Source organism: Aureimonas altamirensis (assembly GCF_001463885.1).
GTDB lineage: Bacteria > Pseudomonadota > Alphaproteobacteria > Rhizobiales > Rhizobiaceae > Aureimonas > Aureimonas altamirensis.
In genome coordinates, this window is record NZ_BBWQ01000010.1 from 199,155 (window position 1) to 217,310 (window position 18,156).

General features: G+C 65.7%; 21 protein-coding genes. 10 read left to right on the forward strand and 11 right to left on the reverse strand.

Annotation, left to right across the window (positions count from 1 at the left end; genetic code table 11):
• Nucleotides 1-40: 40 nt before the first annotated feature.
• The 4 genes from AUL31_RS07065 to AUL31_RS07080 all read left to right on the forward strand — a co-directional run bounded on the left by AUL31_RS07065 (nt 41) and on the right by AUL31_RS07080 (nt 3,326).
• Nucleotides 41-553, forward strand: a complete 513-nt coding sequence (locus tag AUL31_RS07065) for a DUF2380 domain-containing protein (RefSeq protein WP_060603515.1) — start codon at nt 41-43, stop codon at nt 551-553.
• Between the two features lie 138 nt (nt 554-691).
• Nucleotides 692-925: a 30S ribosomal protein S21 gene (gene rpsU, locus AUL31_RS07070; protein ID WP_060603518.1), complete on the forward strand. Its 234-nt coding sequence runs from the start codon at nt 692-694 to the stop codon at nt 923-925.
• A gap of 216 nt (nt 926-1,141) precedes the next feature.
• Nucleotides 1,142-1,990: a tetratricopeptide repeat protein gene (locus AUL31_RS07075; RefSeq protein WP_060603522.1), complete on the forward strand. Its 849-nt coding sequence runs from the start codon at nt 1,142-1,144 to the stop codon at nt 1,988-1,990.
• Between the two features lie 85 nt (nt 1,991-2,075).
• A complete protein-coding gene (locus tag AUL31_RS07080) occupies nt 2,076-3,326 on the forward strand; it encodes an AGE family epimerase/isomerase (protein WP_060603525.1) in 1,251 nt (416 codons plus the stop codon).
• 51 nt (nt 3,327-3,377) lie between these two features.
• On the opposite strand, the gene AUL31_RS07085 is transcribed toward AUL31_RS07080, so the two are convergent.
• The 6 genes from AUL31_RS07085 to AUL31_RS07110 form a co-directional block, all read right to left on the reverse strand.
• On the reverse strand, nt 3,378-4,778 hold the full coding sequence (locus tag AUL31_RS07085) for an NAD(P)(+) transhydrogenase (Re/Si-specific) subunit beta (protein WP_060603529.1): 1,401 nt from the start codon (nt 4,776-4,778) through the stop codon (nt 3,378-3,380).
• A 6-nt stretch (nt 4,779-4,784) separates the two neighbouring features.
• Entirely contained in the window at nt 4,785-5,204 is a 420-nt protein-coding gene (locus AUL31_RS07090) for a proton-translocating transhydrogenase family protein (protein ID WP_039188862.1), read from the reverse strand.
• 1 nt (nt 5,205) lies between these two features.
• Nucleotides 5,206-6,360: a Re/Si-specific NAD(P)(+) transhydrogenase subunit alpha gene (locus AUL31_RS07095; RefSeq protein ID WP_060603533.1), complete on the reverse strand. Its 1,155-nt coding sequence runs from the start codon at nt 6,358-6,360 to the stop codon at nt 5,206-5,208.
• Nucleotides 6,361-6,445: 85 nt separating this feature from the next.
• Nucleotides 6,446-6,670, reverse strand: coding sequence for an aa3-type cytochrome c oxidase subunit IV (locus tag AUL31_RS07100; RefSeq protein WP_060603536.1), 225 nt, complete (start codon nt 6,668-6,670; stop codon nt 6,446-6,448).
• Between the two features lie 151 nt (nt 6,671-6,821).
• Entirely contained in the window at nt 6,822-7,385 is a 564-nt protein-coding gene (locus tag AUL31_RS07105; RefSeq protein WP_060603540.1) for a type 1 glutamine amidotransferase domain-containing protein, read from the reverse strand.
• A 79-nt stretch (nt 7,386-7,464) separates the two neighbouring features.
• Entirely contained in the window at nt 7,465-7,998 is a 534-nt protein-coding gene (locus AUL31_RS07110; protein ID WP_060603543.1) for a regulatory protein RecX, read from the reverse strand.
• An 87-nt stretch (nt 7,999-8,085) separates the two neighbouring features.
• On the opposite strand from AUL31_RS07110, the gene AUL31_RS07115 reads away from it, so the two are divergent.
• Nucleotides 8,086-8,868 (forward strand): gamma-glutamyl-gamma-aminobutyrate hydrolase family protein, encoded by a 783-nt coding sequence (locus tag AUL31_RS07115; RefSeq protein ID WP_409359948.1) that lies wholly within the window; start codon nt 8,086-8,088, stop codon nt 8,866-8,868.
• Here the strand turns inward: AUL31_RS07115 and AUL31_RS07120 are convergent.
• From AUL31_RS07120 to AUL31_RS07135, 4 genes are all read right to left on the reverse strand, one after another.
• Nucleotides 8,842-9,879, reverse strand: coding sequence for a nickel/cobalt transporter (locus tag AUL31_RS07120; protein ID WP_060603547.1), 1,038 nt, complete (start codon nt 9,877-9,879; stop codon nt 8,842-8,844). The two genes, AUL31_RS07115 and AUL31_RS07120, sit on opposite strands and share 27 nt — an antisense overlap.
• The gene (locus tag AUL31_RS07125) at nt 9,867-10,532 is read right to left on the reverse strand and encodes a DUF1007 family protein (RefSeq protein ID WP_060603923.1); all 666 of its coding nucleotides are present in this window, start codon (nt 10,530-10,532) and stop codon (nt 9,867-9,869) included. Before AUL31_RS07125 ends, AUL31_RS07120 begins: the two co-directional genes overlap by 13 nt.
• Before the next feature lie 78 nt (nt 10,533-10,610).
• Complete coding sequence (locus AUL31_RS07130; RefSeq protein ID WP_060603550.1) at nt 10,611-11,132, reverse strand: L,D-transpeptidase; 522 nt, start codon at nt 11,130-11,132, stop codon at nt 10,611-10,613.
• Between the two features lie 40 nt (nt 11,133-11,172).
• Nucleotides 11,173-12,093 (reverse strand): LysR family transcriptional regulator, encoded by a 921-nt coding sequence (locus tag AUL31_RS07135; protein WP_060603926.1) that lies wholly within the window; start codon nt 12,091-12,093, stop codon nt 11,173-11,175.
• 541 nt (nt 12,094-12,634) lie between these two features.
• On the opposite strand from AUL31_RS07135, the gene odc2 reads away from it, so the two are divergent.
• A complete protein-coding gene (gene odc2 / locus AUL31_RS07140; RefSeq protein ID WP_060603553.1) occupies nt 12,635-13,768 on the forward strand; it encodes an ornithine/lysine decarboxylase in 1,134 nt (377 codons plus the stop codon).
• 80 nt (nt 13,769-13,848) lie between these two features.
• On the forward strand, nt 13,849-14,412 hold the full coding sequence (locus tag AUL31_RS07145; protein ID WP_060603556.1) for a GNAT family N-acetyltransferase: 564 nt from the start codon (nt 13,849-13,851) through the stop codon (nt 14,410-14,412).
• Nucleotides 14,413-14,416: 4 nt separating this feature from the next.
• Here AUL31_RS07145 and AUL31_RS07150 read toward each other — a convergent pair whose 3' ends face one another.
• On the reverse strand, nt 14,417-15,067 hold the full coding sequence (locus AUL31_RS07150; protein WP_244489339.1) for a GntR family transcriptional regulator: 651 nt from the start codon (nt 15,065-15,067) through the stop codon (nt 14,417-14,419).
• Between the two features lie 124 nt (nt 15,068-15,191).
• Between AUL31_RS07150 and AUL31_RS07155 the strand changes: the two genes are divergently transcribed.
• Genes AUL31_RS07155 through AUL31_RS07165 form a run of 3 tightly spaced genes read left to right on the forward strand, consistent with a single transcriptional unit; the run spans nt 15,192 to nt 18,145 of the window.
• On the forward strand, nt 15,192-16,175 hold the full coding sequence (locus tag AUL31_RS07155; protein ID WP_060603564.1) for a Bug family tripartite tricarboxylate transporter substrate binding protein: 984 nt from the start codon (nt 15,192-15,194) through the stop codon (nt 16,173-16,175).
• Nucleotides 16,176-16,185: 10 nt separating this feature from the next.
• Entirely contained in the window at nt 16,186-16,632 is a 447-nt protein-coding gene (locus AUL31_RS07160; RefSeq protein WP_060603566.1) for a tripartite tricarboxylate transporter TctB family protein, read from the forward strand.
• 1 nt (nt 16,633) lies between these two features.
• Nucleotides 16,634-18,145 carry a tripartite tricarboxylate transporter permease gene (locus AUL31_RS07165; protein WP_060603568.1) on the forward strand — a complete coding sequence of 504 codons (1,512 nt, stop codon included), beginning with the start codon at nt 16,634-16,636 and terminating at the stop codon, nt 18,143-18,145.
• Nucleotides 18,146-18,156 lie beyond the last annotated feature (11 nt).

The window sequence follows — 18,156 nt, forward strand, 5'->3', positions numbered from 1 at the left end:
TCTCCACCGTCCGTAATCGGACGCCGTCGAAGGTGCGCCCATGTCACTCCGCTCTGTCGCCCTCCCCCTTCTGCTGGTTGCCCTCGGCGCCACCGAGGCAACCGCCGAACCGCGTCTGGCCGTGATGCCGTTCGATTATGTCGATACGTCCGGCGAGCCCACCGACCAGAGCGCCGACCATGAAAGGCGCATGGGCCTGTTCCGCGAAACGCTGCAGGGCGCGCTCGGCGCCGAAGGCAAGGTCGATGCGGTGGAACTGCCGTGCACCCAAAGCGGCTGCACGCCGGCGAACTCACGCCCGCTCGACCTGCTCGACTCGGCACGCAGCGTATCGGCGGATTTCATCGTGCTCGGCGCCGTCCAGAAGATGAGCACGCTGATTTCCACAGGCTGGGTCAACGTGATCGATGTCAGCAGCGGGCAACTTGCGCTGGCGCGCAAACTGTCGTTCCGGGGCGATAATGACGAGGCTTTCCGGCGTGCTGCGGGCTTTGCAGCCGACGACATCGTGCGCAACCTTCCGGCCGTCGCGGCCTCCGGAGAGGCCAAATAAAGCGGGCTCGCCCATCTCGACAAGGCGGGGCCCATCTGATATCTGAAGCGCAATTCTGTGGAAGAGGTTCTCTTCCGCGAGGGTTTCTGCGTTTGCATGAGGCCCTCTCCGCTCAACGAACAATGAAACGGAACACTCGTGCAGGTACTCGTTCGCGATAACAATGTCGATCAGGCTCTCCGCGCTCTCAAGAAGAAGATGCAGCGTGAAGGCATCTTCCGTGAAATGAAGATGCGCAACTTCTACGAGAAGCCGTCGGAAAAGCGTGCGCGTGAAAAGGCCGAGGCCGTCCGTCGCGCCCGCAAGCTGGCGCGCAAGCGCGCACAGCGCGAGGGCCTGGTTGCCGGCGGCCGCACGACGGCGGCTCGCTGATCCGGCTGTCGACTGGCCAGTACATGTTTGCAACGGGCGGCGAGGTTTTTGACCTTGCCGCCCTTTTTGTATGGCTTCGCCGTATTTTCGCCTCGTCACATCCTTTCCAGTGCAATCCCCTCGCGTAAATTGAGTGGGCGGGCCGTGGAGGCGGCAGCCTGGAGGCTCCGGGCGTCGATGCAACGAATTACGGCCATCACGACCGGGGGAAGATTCATGGTCCTTACGACGCGCCAGTCCTATCGCATACTCGCGGCCATCACCGCAGCCCTGCTCCTGTCGGCCTGCCAGAGCGCCAATCCGATCCAGGCGATCAACCTTAACCAGGCGCAGGGCTCGTCGGAGAACATCTCTTCGCTGACGGCGGCGATCAACTCCAACCCGCAGAACCCGGAAACCTACAATGTCCGGGGTACGGCCTATGGGCAGGCGGGCGAGTATGGCCGCGCGATCGGCGATTTCACCCAGGCCATCCAGATCGACCCGAACTACTATCAGGCCTACGCCAACCGCGCGCTCGTCTATCGCCAGCAGGGCAAGCTGACGGAGGCGGTGCAGGATTACGGCCGCGCCGTGCAGATCAACCCCAGCTATGACAGCGCCTATATCGGGCGTGGCAATATCTACCGGGTGGCCGGCCGCAACCGCGAGGCGCTGGCCGATTTCCAGCGCGCCATCGACCTCAGCACGACGGACCCCCGCGCCTACCACAATCGCGGCCTGCTCTATCAGATCGACGGGCAGCACCGTTTGGCCATCGAGGACTTCTCCACCGCCATCTCGATGGAGGCGAACTCGCCGGAGCCCTATTCGGCGCGCGCCATCTCCTATCTTGCCCTGCAGAATGTCGACGACGCGCGCGACGACATCAACCGCGCCCTGCAACTGGACGGCAACCGTGCAGAGTTCTGGGTAACGCAGGGCCTGGTTCTGGAAGCGGCCGGCGAGTCCGGCAAAGCCTATCGCGCCTTCTCGCGCGGGGCGCAGTTGGACCCGAAGTACCAGCCCGCGCGCGACGGCATGTCGCGCACGCAAAGCGGTGCCGCAGGCAACACGCAGGCCTGACACGCCTCTATCACCTTGCTTCGGCGCGCCAACCGGGACACAACCGCTTGGTGCGCCGCGATCCTTCCGCGGCCGGGAGGATTTCATGACGCTTTCCATCATCGGCACGGATGACGCCGCGCCCCTTGGACAACCCTTGCTCTTTTCGACAGCGCATCGAGAGGCGCTGCTGCGCGATGCGGACAGGCAGCTTCGCTTCTTCGCCGGCAGCCTGAGGCCGCAGGGCGGCTTCTTCGCCCTCGGCCGCGATGGCGCCCCCCTGCCCGACACCGAACAGGAACTGCATACGGCGACGCGCCTTGTGCATGCCTACAGCCTCGGCATGGCCATCGGCTTCAAGGGTGCCGAAGAGATGGTGGACCACGGGATGGACTTCATCCTGACGGCGCACCGCGACTCTGTCGATGGCGGCTATTTTTGGAGCGTCGACGACGATGGTCCCGTGCGGTCCGAGAAGCTGGCCTATGGCCATGCCTTCGTTCTGCTCGCCTCGGCCAGTGCCATGCAAGCCGGGCATCCGGATGCCGCCGGGCTGATGGCCGACGTTCTGTCGATCATCGAAAAGCACTTCTGGGAGCCGGGGCTGGAGCGCGCGCGCGACGAGTTGAACCGGGACTTCTCACCCTTTTCCACCTATCGCGGCATGAACGCCAACATGCATCTTTCGGAAGCGCTGATGGCGGCCTTCGAAGCCACCGAGGATCGGCGCTTCCTGCACATGGCCGGCAGCATCCTCGGCTTCTTCACCCTCAGCATGGCGCCTGCCAACAACTGGCGTATCCCCGAGCACTATCACGCGGACTGGACGCCCGACCCCGACTATTCCGGCGATCCGATGTTCCGGCCACCCGGCACCACGCCCGGCCATTCGCTGGAATTCGCGCGGCTGCTCCTGCAGTACTGGGACCTGTCGGGACGCGAAGACGAGCGCCTGCCGGCCGCCGCGCGCAGCCTCGTCGACCGCGCGCTGTCGGATGGCTGGAACGAAAAGCTGGGCGGCCTTGCCTATACGATGGACGCGCAAGGCCAGGTGGCCATCGGCAAACGCCTCTGGTGGCCGGTGACGGAGGGTATCGGCGCCCTGGCCAGCCTGATCAAGCTGACGCCAACCGAGTCGGACGAGATGTGGTATCGCCGCCTCTGGTCCTTTTCGGAGGAGACGCTGATCGACCATGCCTATGGCGGCTGGTATCCGGAACTGGACGATGAAGGCAAGCCGACCGATGGCACCTTCAAGGGGAAGCCGGATCTGTATCACTCGCTGCAGGCGACGCTGTACCCGCTGGTCGACGGGATATCGCGCCAGCGGCAAGGGCTGCTTCGGCTCGCCGTTTAGCCTGATATTCGATACAAGGCGGAGGCTGGCGCCTCCGCCCGGCAAGGGCCTCTAGTGGGCCATCGCCTTGACGATGTCGTCCACCATCTTCTTGGCGTCACCGAACAGCATCATCGTGTTATCCTTGTAGAACAAGGTGTTGTCGATGCCGGCATAGCCGGAGCCAAGCGAGCGTTTGATGAACAGGCAGGTGCGTGCCTGATCCACGTTCAGGATGGGCATGCCGAAGATGGGCGAGGACGGATCGTCGCGCGCGGCCGGATTGGTCACGTCGTTGGCGCCGATCACGAAGGCAACGTCCGTCTGCGCGAACTCGGAGTTGATGTCCTCGAGCTCGAACACCTCGTCATACGGCACGTTCGCCTCGGCCAGCAGCACATTCATGTGGCCCGGCATGCGCCCGGCCACAGGATGGATCGCGTATTTGACCTCGACGCCCTCCTTCTTGAGCACGTCTGCCATCTCGCGCAGGGCATGCTGCGCCTGCGCAACGGCCATGCCATAGCCCGGCACGATGATGACGCGAGCCGCGTTCTTCATCAGATAGGCGGCGTCATCCGCCGAGCCCTGCTTGACCGTGCGCTCTCCAAGGTCGGCCCCACCGGCCGGCCCGGCATCGCCGCCGAAGCCGCCAAGGATGACCGATATGAACGAGCGGTTCATGCCCTTGCACATGATGTAGGACAGGATCGCGCCCGACGATCCGACAAGCGCGCCGGTGATGATGAGCGCAAGGTTCTGCAGCGTGAAGCCGATGCCCGCGGCCGCCCAGCCCGAATAGGAGTTTAGCATCGAAACGACGACGGGCATGTCCGCACCGCCGATCGGGACGATCAGGAGCACGCCCAGCGCCAGCGCAACGACCACGATAAGCCAGAACATCAAATGGCTCTGCGTCGTGGCGAAGCCGATGACCAGCAGCAGCAGCGCCACGCCCAGTGCTATGTTGATGATATGCCGCGAGGGAAGCAGGATCGGCTTGCCGCTCATGCGCCCATCGAGCTTGAGGAAGGCGATGATCGAACCGGTGAAGGTGATGGCGCCGATGGCGACACCGATGGACATTTCCACCAGTGCCTGCGCGTGGATATGTCCTACCGTGCCGATGCCGATGGATTCGGGCGCATAGAGCGCGGCAGCCGCAACGGCCACCGCCGCCAGGCCGACAAGGCTATGGAAGGCCGCGACGAGCTGCGGCATGGCCGTCATGGCGATCTTGCGCGCGATGTAGGCGCCCGCCCCGCCGCCGATGGCCATGCCGATCACGATGATCAGCAGGCCGCCGAAGCTGGGCCGCGCCAGAAGCAGCGTGGTGACGATGGCAAGGCCCATGCCCACCATGCCGAACATGTTGCCCTGGCGCGAGGTCGTCGGATGCGACAGGCCGCGTAGAGCCAGGATGAAGAGAACCCCGGAGACCAGGTACAGGAAGGCCGCGAAATTTTCGGACATGGCGGCTTACTTGTCCTTCTTCTTGTACATCGCCAGCATCCTCTGGGTGACGAGAAAGCCACCGAAGATGTTGACCGAGGCGAGGACGAGGGCAATGAACCCGAACGTCGTCGCAAGGCCCGAGGCCGAAATGCCGACCGCCAGAAGCGCACCGACGATGATGACGGACGAGATCGCGTTGGTGACGCTCATCAGCGGCGTGTGGAGCGCCGGCGTCACCGACCAGACCACGTAGTAGCCGACGAAGATCGCCAGAACGAAGATCGCCAGATGGAACAGGAACGGGTCCACTCCGGTCGCGGCCTGCACCGCGCCGGCGATGCCCGGCTCGCTCGCAAGCCTGTCGACGCCCGCACGGGCCGCTTCGATGGCGCCCTGCGCGGCATCGAGCGCCTGATGGGTGGTGTTCAGCGTTTCGCTTGCCATCTCAGGCAACCTCCCCCGAAACTGCGGCTTCCGCCGGTTTGAACTGCGGGTGCACCACGGCCCCCGCGTGCGTCAGTGCCGTCGCCTTCTGCAACTCGTCGCCGAGGTCGATGCGCAGCGCCTTGGTTTCCTTGTCGACCATCGTCTCCACGAAGGCCGAAAGATTGCGCGCGTACAGCAGCGACGCCGTAGCCGCGATGCGGCCGGGCACGTTGAGGTAGCCGATCACCCTGGCCGGTCCGATATCGGCCACCGTGTCGGCAACCGCGCCCTCCACGTTGCCGCCACGCTCCACCGCAAGGTCCACCAGCACGGAGCCGGGCTTCATCGTGTCGATCATGGCCCGGCTGACAAGGCGCGGCGCGGGCCGGCCCGGTATCAGCGCGGTGGTGATGACGATGTCCTGCTTGGCAATATGGCTTGCCGTCAGCTCGGCCTGCTTCTTTTGATAATCGGCCGACATCTGCTTGGCATAGCCGCCCGCCGTCTCCGCTGCCTTGAACTCGTCGTCCTCGACGGCGATGAACTTGGCGCCGAGCGATTCGACCTGTTCCTTGGCGGCCGGGCGCACGTCCGTCGCGGTGACGACGGCTCCAAGGCGGCGCGCCGTGGCGATGGCCTGCAGGCCGGCGACACCGGCCCCCATCACGAACACGCGCGCTGCCGGCACCGTGCCGGCCGCCGTCATCATCATGGGGAAAGCCCGGTCGTAGACGGCGGCGGCGTCGATGACGGCCTGGTAGCCGGCAAGGTTGGCCTGGCTGGACAGGACATCCATCACCTGCGCCCGGGTGATGCGCGGCATCAGCTCCATGGCGAAGGCCGTCACGCCCGCATCGGCCATGGCCGACAGCGCGCCTTCGTTGCCATAGGGGTCCATCACCGCCACGACGACCGCGCCTTTGCGATAACCGGCAAGCTCGTCTGCGCCGGGCCTGCGCACCTTGAGGATCAGGTCCGCGTCAGCGGCATCGGACGCGCTGCCGATGGACGCGCCCGCAGCGGTGAACGCGTCGTCCGGAATGCGCGACAGGTTACCGGCGCCGCTTTCGACGACCACGTCGAAGCCCAGCGCCTTCAGTTTCTTGATGCTGTCGGGCGAGGCCGCTACGCGCGGCTCTCCCGCTTCCCGCTCTTTGGGAACGAAGAGTTTCATGGATGCTCCTCCATCGCGCGGGCCATCTGCCGGCGCGCCATGCAACTGTGCGGGAAAGGCGGGCGCTGGAACCGACCCCGAGCGGTCAGCGCAGGATGTAGGTCAGGACGGCGCCCGAAAGGACGAACATGAAGAGGCCGCCGATGACGCCCCAGCTACCGACCAGGCTGACCATCATGCCGAGCAGGATGGCGACGACCGCGATGCTGCCGTACTTCACCAGCCACAGGAAGCCCTCGTAGGTGCGCTCATGCTCCGGATAGTCCATCGGTGCGGATGTGATAGGCCCGGTGTGATCATGGTCCGCCATCGGCAAGTCCTCGTTCGGCAATCATTCAGTGGCTCACTTATACGCATGCCGGCGCGCGGGGCAATCGCGAACGCGGCTTTTTCGGGGCAGCCGGCGGACACGAAAAAAGGGCCACCCGGCGGGCGGCCCTTTCCGATGCGACGCGCCCTTGTCAGGCGGCTTCGCGCTTCTCGTGCCGGCCTTCCTCGACCTCTTCGACGATCTTGGCGATGAAAGCCGGCAGATCGCCGGGGTTGCGCGAGGTGATCAGCGCCTGATCCGTTACGACCGCCTCGTCGTGCCAGCGCCCGCCGGCGTTGACGATGTCGGTCTTGATGGACTGATACGAGGTGACGTCGCGATCGCGGATGACGCCGGCCTCCACAAGCAGCCATGGCGCATGGCAGATGGCTGCCAACGTCTTCTTGGTGTTGTAGAAATCGTGCACGAACTTCACCGCTTCGGGCTTGGTGCGCAGGACATCCGGGTTGATCTGGCCACCGGGTAGCACCAGCGCGTCGTAATCATCCACGGACACCTGCGACAGCGTCTTGTCGACGGGTACGCTGTCGCCCCAGTCGGTCTCGTCCCATCCCTTGATCTCGCCCGGCTCCAGCGACACGACGTCCACCGTCGCGCCGGCTTCGCGCAGCTTGGTCAGCGGCTGTACGAGCTCGGACTGTTCGAAACCATCGGTCGCCAGAATCGCGATACGGGCCTGCCTGATGTTGGGCATCTGTCATGCTCCTGTTGTTCGGATATGCATGGACAATGCGCGTTCCGCCGCCCGCGTTCCGGACAGGTTGACGCAGCCGCTATAACTCCAGAGCGTCGTTGCTGCCGTCGCCGTCGACGATTTCGATCGCGATATCGACGGGAAATCCGGCCCGCGCCATGGCCGCGACATCCCGGTCGCGGCGCTCTGCCCGGTCCCGGATGCGAAAGGGCCCCAGCCCCCGGCGGCGCGCATAGGCGCGGGCCGCTTCGCGCTCGTCATGCCCCTCTTCCAGAAGGGCGGTCGATGTCGTTGCCTCGTCCACGCCCTTTTGCCGCAGCTTCGCCCGCGTCGCCGCGGCAGAAATGCCCCGCCGTTTCAGCGCCGCCACGCGCGCCCCGGCAAACAGGGCATCGTCGACAAGGCGCGCCTCGACGAGCCGGTCCACGACACGCGCCACCAGGGCAGCGGCCTCGTCCGGATCGTCCAGCCGGCGCTGCAGCTTGCGCGCAAGCACGCGCGAAAGATTGGCCTGCGAGGTCGGGTAGCGGTTGATGTAGGAAAGCGCCGCGCGCATCAGCCAGCGCTCGATATCGGACGCCGCGTCCGCCGGAGGTTGAGTGTCGCCATTCATGCCGCGATATAATACCTGAGGGTGCTTCATGCCCATAGGCGGATGCAGTACCCCTTCTATCCACGAGATACGCGGACCAGGAAAGCGATGACGATGCCCCGCCCGATAATCGCCGTGCCGGCCGATATACGCAGCTTCGAGAATTATACCTGGCACGCGACCCCCGATACGTATCTCAAGGCGGCGCTGCATGTCGCCGGTGTCGTACCGCTGATCGTGCCGGCGCTTTCCGACGGTTTCGACGTTGCCGACATCCTCGACCGTGTCGACGGCGTGATGACCACGGGCTCGGCCACCAACGTTCATCCCGGGCGATACGGCGTTGGGGCCACGGCCTCTTACGAGCCCTTCGATACCAGCCGCGATACCCTGTCCTGTGCCATGATCCAGGGCGCGCTGGCCCGCGCCATGCCGCTTCTTGCCATCTGCCGCGGCCACCAGGAGCTTAACGTCGCTCTTGGCGGCAGCCTGGCAACGGAAATCCAGGATTTGCCGGGCCGAATGGATCATCGCGCACCGACCGACCCCGAGCAGGCCGTGCGCTTTGCCCCGCGCCACCCGGTGACCCTCGAACCGGCCGGACGCCTGCGCGCGCTGATCGGCGCGGACACGATCGAGGTGAACTCGCTGCACCGGCAGGCCGTGGACCGGCTGGCCGACGGCCTCGTAGTGGAGGCGACAGCCCCGGACGGAACGGTGGAGGCCGTGTCGGTGGCGTCCGCGCCGGACTATGCCTTCGGTTTCCAGTGGCACCCGGAATACTGGGCCGAGACGGATGCGCCCTCGCGCAGCATCCTCGAAGGTTTCGGGGCGGCCTGCCGGCGCTTTTCCGCGCGGCGCGCGTCACATTTGCAGAGCGCCGCCGAGTAGCAGAACACCGAACAACACCAGAAGCAGCGCACCGGCGATCTCCAGACCATCGCGCCAGGCCGTCGACCGGCTGCCGAAGCGCAGCGCCGCGCCCTTGGCATAGACGGCCAGCGCCGCCAGCGCGGAAACGGTGATCGCCGTTCCGATGGCCATGGCCAGCACGGACAGGACGCCGCCGACCCACAGGCCGTTGACCAGTGCGAAGGTGAGAACGACGATAGCCCCGGCGCAAGGCCGAAGGCCGACGGCGAACGCAGCAGAGACGCCCGACCCGATGGTGAAGCGGCCGGTTGCCAGGCGTGTCGGGTCCAGCATATGGGCGCGGCCGCAATCGCAATCGGCCGCCTGCGCCTGGCAGACATCCGCATCGTATCCGGTTGCCGCGAACCCTGATGCGCTCTTGCCGGACGAATGGCTTCCGGCGTCGGCGAAGGCCAGTCCGCCGGATGCTGTGGACGCCACCCTACGGCTTGCCCACATGCGGCTCAGCTTGCGCGCCAGCAGCCAGACACCGAAGACCGCGATCATCGCATAGGAGGCGACTTCCATGCCCCAGCCGACCGACGTCATGGAAAGGCCGGTTCCGCGCAGCACATACCATCCGACCCACACCAGGATCAGCGCGGACAGCGCCTGAAACCCCGCCGACAGGAACGACAGCGCGATACCCCGGCGCAACTGCACTTCGTTGGCCAGCATGTAGGACGAGATGACGGCCTTGCCGTGGCCCGGCCCGGCGGCATGGAAGATGCCGTAGACGAACGACAGCCCCACCAGGGGCACGATGCCGCCATCGCCCGCGCGCAGCGCCACCAGCCCCTGCCGCAGGCCGGTGAAGAACTCGCGCTGGATGCTGCCGATCCACAGGAAGAGCCCTGCAAGCGGGCCGGTGCCCGGCTGCATGGCCACTTCGGCATTGCCGATGCCGAGCGACGATTGGGCCAGCGCCGGCGCCATCATCAGACAGAAAATCGCCGCCACCCCGGCAAGGAAAACGCTTATCCGGGGCATGTGACGTCCACATGGGTTGCGAGCGCCTTGGAATAGTCGATGCCGTCGTCCGGCACTTTCTGGTCCGGCCGCAGCATCGATATCTGCGCCATCCAGCTTGCCGCCGCCTCGTCCGGATCGGGCACGGTGAACGCCTTGGTGCAGGTGGACGGCAGGTCGAGAAGCTGGAACGCCTCCGTGCCGGCAAAATCGAAAGCCACGAAGAAGCTGTCGTCGAAGTTGGAAAACGTCACCGCCTGCGTGGCGAGGTCGATGGGCTCCGCCGGAGTCATCTCGAAGAAAAGAAGAAGCTGGTCGTGTTCGTACAGCGCCCGGATCCGCTCCGGCGGCGTCATGCGCACCGGCCGTCCGGCGATGGTAATGAGCGTGTAGAAATCCCATTCGGCAATGGATTGGCGCACCGTCTCGCCGATGGCCGTCAACTCGTCCGGGTCGAGCGTCCCGTTGGCGTTCTTGTCGAAATCGAACAGGACGCTTGAGGAAAACAATTCGTCCATCCGCCATATGTTGCGGATCGCCTTGAGGTTCGTGCCGGTGCCGCCGACGATTTCCATGCGGCCGTCGACGAAGACATGGGGGTGGGCCAGCGCCGGCGTTGCCGCGCCGCAAGCCAGAAGGGCAGCCGCAAACCTTGCGGATCTTCGGATGGCCATGTCGTTCCCCATGCCGGTAGCCTGTCGCTCATCGCTGCATAGCATGGCGATTTTGCGGTGGCATGCCCGCTCATGCGGCTATTTCAGCACCACGACCTCGGCCCCGACATGCACCCGCTCGAACAGATCGGCCACATCGGCGTTGCGCATGCGGAAGCATCCGGCCGAGGCCGCGCCGCCGATGGAGTTCGGCGCATTCGTGCCGTGGATGCGGTAGTAGCCCCATCCGAGATTGATGGCGCGCACGCCCAGCGGATTTTTGGGCCCCGGGCCGACAGATTGCGGCAGCGCGGGATTCTTGGAGCGCATGTCCGGCGTCGGAATCCAGGTCGGGTTGAGGCGTTTGCGCGAAACCCAGCTCTTGCCGAACCACTGCTCGCTCGGCTTGCCGACGGCGATGTCGTAGACGAGAGCCTCCGTCGGCCCGGTCACCAGGTACAGCTTGCGCTGGGCCGTCAGCACGACGATCGTTCCGGCTTCGTATCCGGCCGAGTCGAACACCACCGGATGGCGCGGCGCCGGCTCTGTCGCGGCCGTGGCCGTGGCCGGTGCGGCCAGAAGGCAGGCGTAGAGGGTAAGGGATAAGGCAAGGCGTTTCATTGAAGGCAGCCCGTGACGAGTTCAGCGGGCGCGGCCGATGTCAGGCGGCCGCTCCCAGCTTTTCGGCGCAATTCTGACGGAACCAGGTTGCCAGAAAGTCAACGAAAAGGCGTGTCCGCGCCGGAAGATGCCGTCGGTGCGGAAAGACGGCGTAGATCCCGGCCTCGCTTGGCATGTAGGCGTCGAGCAGGCGCACCAGCCGCCCTGCCGCGATATCCTCCCGCACGATGAACTCCGGCTCCAGCGCCGCACCAAGCCCGGCAAGGACGGCGGCGCGCACCGTGACGGGCGAATTGGCGGTGAACTGCCCGGATATATTGACCGGAATGGCCGCGCCGCTGTCCGGATCGCGGAAGGTCCAGTTGTAGAGCGTGCGCGCGTTGGAATCGATCACGACGGGCCAGTCGGCCAGATCCTGCGGATGGGCCGGAAGGCCGTGGCGGCGCACCAGTTCCGGCGTCGCGCAGATCACGAAGTCGAGGGAGGTCAGCCGACGGGCGATCAACGACGAATCATCCAGCCGCGTCATGCGGATCGCCACGTCGAATCCTTCCTCGACGAGGTTGATGAAATTGTCGTCAAGATGGACATCCAGGCGGATTTCCGGATGCGCCTTGGCGAACTCGATCAGCGAAAGGCCGAACTCGGCATCGCCGAAGGTGCGGGCCGCACTGATGCGCAATGTGCCCCGTGCCTCGCCGGTGGCGGCGCGTGCTTCCTCGTTGAGGGAATCGAGGTCGGCCAGAAGCCCGCTTGCCCGGGCCAGATACACTTCGCCGGCCGCCGTCAGCGCCACCTGCCGGGTCGTCCGGTTGATCAGCAATACGCCGAGCTCGTCTTCCAGCTCGCGGACATATTTCGACAGCAGCGCCTTGGAGCGCCCCGTCTTGCGGGCCGCGGCGGAGAATCCGCCATTCTCGACCACGGCGATGAAGGCGCGCATGCGCGTGAGTGTGTCCAATGCCATCTCCCCTCTTCGCCCGCCGTCCCGCGCATAGTCGGCACTCAAGAATCGTACCCGCAAGCTTGGCGCAAGAAAAAACCGCGTCCAGCGTAAATTTCCTGTTGTGTATGACGCACCCCTTTCATATATCCGCCTTGCCCCATGTCGCACGTGCCTGTGGGCGTCCCCCGGTCCTCATATGCGAGGGTTGCCGGGACGGTACCTGGAGTGATCCTCCAGTTGGTTTTGCTGCTCGCGAAATCATGGACGCCTTGAAGCAACGACGGTCCGGGCCTTTCTGGTCTCTCCCGGTCTCCACCACCGGGATTACTGAAGAGGCACACCATCATTGCCTGAAGTGCGGCGGGTTCTTCCCCTCCAAGCCATGGCAGACAATTCGGCGTAGATCGTCCTCAACCATGTTTTCATGGCGGGCGAAATCGCGTCGGCGCATGTCGCGTCTCGCGCGGACAGCGGTAGAACAGGGTCTCCACAGGCTGTTCTTCGCCGTCGTGCGTGCGCTCCTATTCAACCTTCCGGTTCGTGGGAGAGCTCAACCATGGCAACGCAACGTATCACCGATTTCCTGGCCACCCGACGTCCGAGCGGTCCTTGCCTCGTCGTCGACCTAGAGGTCGTGCGCGAAAACTTCATCGGCTTCCGCCGCGCTTTGCCCGGCTCCGCTATCTATTATGCCGTCAAGGCCAATCCGGCGCCGGAGATCCTGCGTCTGCTGGCGTCTCTCGGCTCCAGCTTCGATTGCGCCTCCGTGGCCGAAATCGAGATGGCAATGAATGCCGGCGCAACCCCGGACCGTATCTCCTACGGCAACACGATCAAGAAAGAGCGCGATATCGCAAGCGCCCATGCGCTCGGCGTTTCGCTGTTCGCGGTCGATTGCGTCGAAGAGGTCGAGAAGGTGGCCCGCGCGGCACCTGCGGCACGCGTCTTCTGCCGTGTCCTGACGGACGGCGCCGGGGCCGAATGGCCGCTGTCGCGCAAGTTCGGCTGCGTTCCGGCCATGGCCATCGACGTTCTGGAAACCGCGCATCGCCTGGGCCTTCAGGCGACCGGCGTCTCGTTCCACGTCGGCTCGCAGCAGACCGACACCGAGGCCTGGGACAGCGCTCTTGCCGATGCCGCCAACGTCTTCAACACGCTGGCCGAGCGCGGCATCGTGCTGACGCTGGTCAACATGGGCGGCGGCTTCCCGACCCGGTATCTGAAGGACGTGCCGACCGCCGAGGCCTATGGCCAGTCGATCTTTGCCGCGCTGAGCCGGCATTTCGGCAACCGCCTGCCCGAGACGATCATCGAGCCGGGCCGCGGCATGGTGGGCGACGCCGGCGTCATCAAGGCGGAAGTGGTTCTGGTGTCGCGCAAGTCCGCGACCGACGAGAACCGCTGGGTCTATCTGGACATCGGCAAGTTCGGCGGGCTCGCCGAAACGATGGACGAGGCGATCCGCTACCCCATCGTCACCGCGCGTGACGCGGACCGCAAGGAGCCTTGCGTTCTGGCCGGGCCGACCTGCGACAGCGCCGACGTCATGTACGAAAAGGTACCCTATCCGCTGCCGATCACGCTGACGGTGGGCGATGAGGTGCTGATCGAGGGCACGGGCGCCTACACCACCACCTATGCCTCGGTGGCCTTCAACGGTTTCGAGCCGCTGCGCGCCTACGTCATCTGACGCGACAATCCGCCGGGCGGCCAGTGCCGCCCGTCATCGCCGCCAGAACTCATCCGCCCTTATCGAGGGAGTGCCGCGCCATGCTGCCAGCGCCTTCTTTCCTGATGCCGGAAATCCGGCCCGACATCCGCTTGCGCACCGAGCACGGCGCGGACGTGCCCGCACGTGAAGCGCTTCTGGACGCCGCGATGGGCAAGGCGCGCAAGCGCAAGGCTTCGGAAGCGATCCGCCGTGGCCGGTTGCCGGCGGATGGGCTTTCGCTGATCGCGGAAGACGAGGCTGGCCGCGTCGTCGGCACGGTCCGGCTTTGGCATGTCGACGCCGGTGGCCGCCGCGCCCTGCTGCTTGGCCCGCTGGCTGTCCTGCCGGGGCTGGACGGCATGGGAATCGGCTCCATGCTGATGCGGCGGGCGATCGCCGAGGCAAGCTTTCGCGGCCACGCGGCCATCCTGCTCGTGGGCGACGCCCCCTATTACGAACGTTTCGGCTTCAGCGCGCGGGCAACGGGCGCGCTGTCGATGCCCGGCCCGTATGAGCGGCATCGCCTGCTGGCGCTGGAACTGGCACCCGGCGCCTTGGCGGGTGCGGACGGTGTCATCCGGGGCACGGGCCGGCGCCTTGGCGCGGAGCGCCGGGCCGCATAGGCGGCTAGCCGGCATTGGCGGCAATCAGCGCCGCCCGTGCCGACCGCACATGACGCCGCATCTGCAGCTCGGCCACCTCACCGTCGCGCTCCTGCAGCGCGTTGAGAATGCGCAGATGCTCCTTCCAGGCTTCCAGCCCGCGCCCTTTGACTGCCCCGTGTTTCTGGCGGCATAGGAAAAGGCGCGGGTAGAACTGGTCGCACAACAGGTCGGCAAGCACCGGGTTGCGGCTGGCCCGCGCAATACGGACATGAAAGTCGTCGTCCCGGTCGTGCTGATTGTACGGCCCCTGCGGCTCGGCGCGCAGCGCCACCCCATGCTCGTCGACGAGGTCGGTCAACTCGGCCAGTTCGCGCTCGGTCATCTCGCTTGCCGCCAACCGCGCGGCCATGCCCTCGAGCGCCTCGCGCACGTCCAGAAGATGCAAAAACTGCGGCAGCGTCGGCGCGATCACCCGCACGCCCTGGTTTGCAACATGGGTCACCAGCCCGCGCTCCTGAAGGCGGCGGATGGCCTCGCGCACGGGGGCGCGGCTGACGCCGAGTTCGGCGGCGATGGCCGGCTCGCTGAGCTTGTCGCCGGCCTTCAACTCCCCCTTCAGGATCGCGGCGTTCAAGGTGTCGTAGACCGTTCGCGAGGACACAGGTCGGCTCATCGGAAACTCCAGAAAATGTCGACACATAATATCATCGGATCACGCAATTCCAAGATATGGCCTTGTCACAGGGAGTTTATTGCATAGACTGTCGACACTTTATGGTTCTGGGAGGAAACCGACGATGATCCGAAGCACGCTTCTGGCTGCAACCCTGCTGGCCCTTGCCCCCGCCATCCCCGCATCGGCCTTCGAGCCGCGCAACCCCGAATGCATCGCGCCGGCGGCGCCGGGCGGCGGCTTCGACCTAACCTGCCGCATCACCAGCCAGCAGTTGAACCAGCTCGGCATCGTCAAGCCCAGCATCCGCACGACCAACATGCCCGGCGGTATCGGCGCCGTGGCCTACAACACCATCCAGGCGAATCGCGCGCAGGACCCGAACGTGATCATCGCCGTTTCCACGGGGTCCTGGGTCAACCTCGCGCAGGGCAAGTTCGGCCGCTTTTCCGAAAACGACGTCCGCTGGCTTGGCGCCGTCGGCGCCGACTACGGCGTGCTGGCCGTCCGCAAGGACAGCCGCTTCCAGACGCTGGAGGATTTCGTCGCGGCGCTGAAGGAAGACGCAGGCTCGGTGCCCATCGGCGCGGGCGGAACGGTCGGCAGCCAGGACTGGATGAAGCCGGCCCTCGTCGCGCGGGCAGCCGGGGTGGACCCGCGCAAGATGCGCTATCTGTCCTATGAAGGCGGCGGTGAGGCGCTGGCAGCCCTTCTGGGCGGAACGATCGAGGTTCTGCCCGGCGACGCATCCGAGATCATGGGCCAGCTCGAGGCCGGCGAAGTGCGGGTGCTGGCAACGTTTTCGGCAGAGCGGCTTCCCGGCGCCTTCGCCGACGTGCCGACCGCCAAGGAAACGGGCTACGATGTCGAGTGGCCGATCGTGCGCGGCTTCTATGCACCGCCCCGCATCTCCGACGAGGAGTATGCCTATTGGGTGGACGCGCTGACGAAACTCAACGCAAACCCGGAATGGCAGAAGGTGCGGGGCGAGCAGGGTCTGTTCGAATACGATCTCGTGGGCGCAGATTTCGACGCCTTCGCCAAGGAGCGCACGGCCGCTTTCCGTACCCTCGCTTCCGAAGTCGGCCTGCCGACATCCGGCAACTGAGGCAGAGGCGATGACGCCGCTTGCCGCCAAGACAGTGGACCGGGCCAGCGGCGCATTGCTGCTCCTGCTCGGCATCGGGGCGATCTGGCATGCCCAGTCGCTTTCCGTGCCCTTCGCCGCCGACCCCGTCGGGCCGAAGGCCTTTCCAACCATCGCCGGGGCCGTACTGGCCGTGGCGGGCGCCAGCATCATGCTTCGCCCAGAGGCGATCGAAGTGGAGGCCGGGCACAGGATGCGGGTGGCCAGCGTCGCAATCGCCTCGCTCGTCTACCCGTTCCTGCTGTTGCCGCTGGGCTTCGTTCCGGCGACCGCCTTGCTCGGCCTCGTCACCGCGCGCGCTTTTGGCGGGAAATGGGTGGGCTCCATCATCGCATCGATCCTGTTGGCGGCCGCCTTCCTGCTGATCATCGATACCGGACTCGGACTGCCGATGCCGCGCGGCCCGCTGGGGATCTGACATGGAAGCGCTCTCATCGCTTGCCTATGGGTTCAGTGTCGCGCTGACCCCGTTCAACCTGTCGCTGGCCTTCATCGGCGCCGCCCTCGGCACGGCCATCGGGGCATTGCCGGGCATCGGGCCCATCAACGCAATCGTCCTGCTGCTGCCGCTGTGCTTCTCGCTGCAACTGCCGCCGGAAAGCGCGCTCATCCTGCTTGCCGGCATCTACTATGGCAGCGGCTACGGCGGCCGCATATCGTCCATCCTCCTCAACATCCCCGGCGACCCTGGGCTGGTGATGACCACGCTGGACGGCTATCCGTTGGCGCAGCAGGGACGCGGCGCGGCGGCGCTGGCGCTCAGCGGTATCGCCAGCTTCGTCGGCGGAACGGTCACGGTTGTCCTTTTGACCTTCCTTGCGGTGCCGCTGGCACGGCTTGCCGTGTCCTTCGGTCCGGCGGATTACGTAGCCCTGATGGCGCTGGCCTTCGCGCTTCTGACGGCCATGGGCATGGCCCGCACAGCCAAGACATGGGCAGCCATCGCGCTCGGCTTCCTGCTTGCCTGCGTCGGCATCGACGGGGGCTCCGGGGTGGAGCGTTTCACCTTCGGTTCGCTTGAGTTCCTCGGCGGCATCGACTTCACCGTGCTGACGATCGGCCTTTTCGCCGTCAGCGAAATCCTTGTGGTGGCCGAAGGGCTGCGCTCCGGCGTCATCACCGAACTCGGCGGGGGCAAGCGGCTGACGGTCCGCGAGACGCTCAGCTGCCTGCCCGCCATGCTGCGCTCTACCGGCATCGGCTTCTTCCTCGGCATCCTGCCGGGTACCGGAGCCGCAGTCTCCTCGGTTCTTGCCTACACGGCCGAAAAGAAGGTCTCCGACAAGGGCACCTTCGGCAAGGGCGACATGCGCGGCCTTGCCGCGCCCGAAACCGCCGACAACGCCGCGCAGACCGCCTCGATGGTGCCGATGCTGGTTCTCGGCATACCCGGCTCGGGCACGACGGCCGTGCTGCTGGGAGCATTGCTGATGTATTCGGTGACGCCCGGCCCGCTCCTGTTCACGCAGCGCCCGGAGATCGCCTGGGGGCTCATCGCCTCGATGTATGTCGGCAACCTGATGCTTCTGGCGTTGAACCTGCCACTCGTCGGCCTGTTCGCCCGCCTGTTGATGGTGCCGTACTGGATTCTGTTTCCGGGGGTTCTCGGGTTGTCCTTTGCCGGCGTCTACGCGGCCACCAACTCGGCGTTCGAGCTGGTGCTGACCACGCTGATCGGCATCGTCGCCTATGTCATGCGCAAGGTCGGCATTCCGCTGATTCCGCTGCTGATCGCCTTCGTCCTGGCACGTCTGTTCGAAGACAATCTCCGCCGTGCTTTGTCCTTGTCGGACGGCGATCCGACGATCCTGTTCAACTCGGTCACCGCCATCCTGTTCTGGGCTGTCACGGCGCTGATCGTCCTTGTGCCGCTGCTGGCTCCACGGCTGCGCTCCCGCGTGCGGGAAGCCTCCGAAAGCGAAGGCGGCTGAACCCGCCGCCC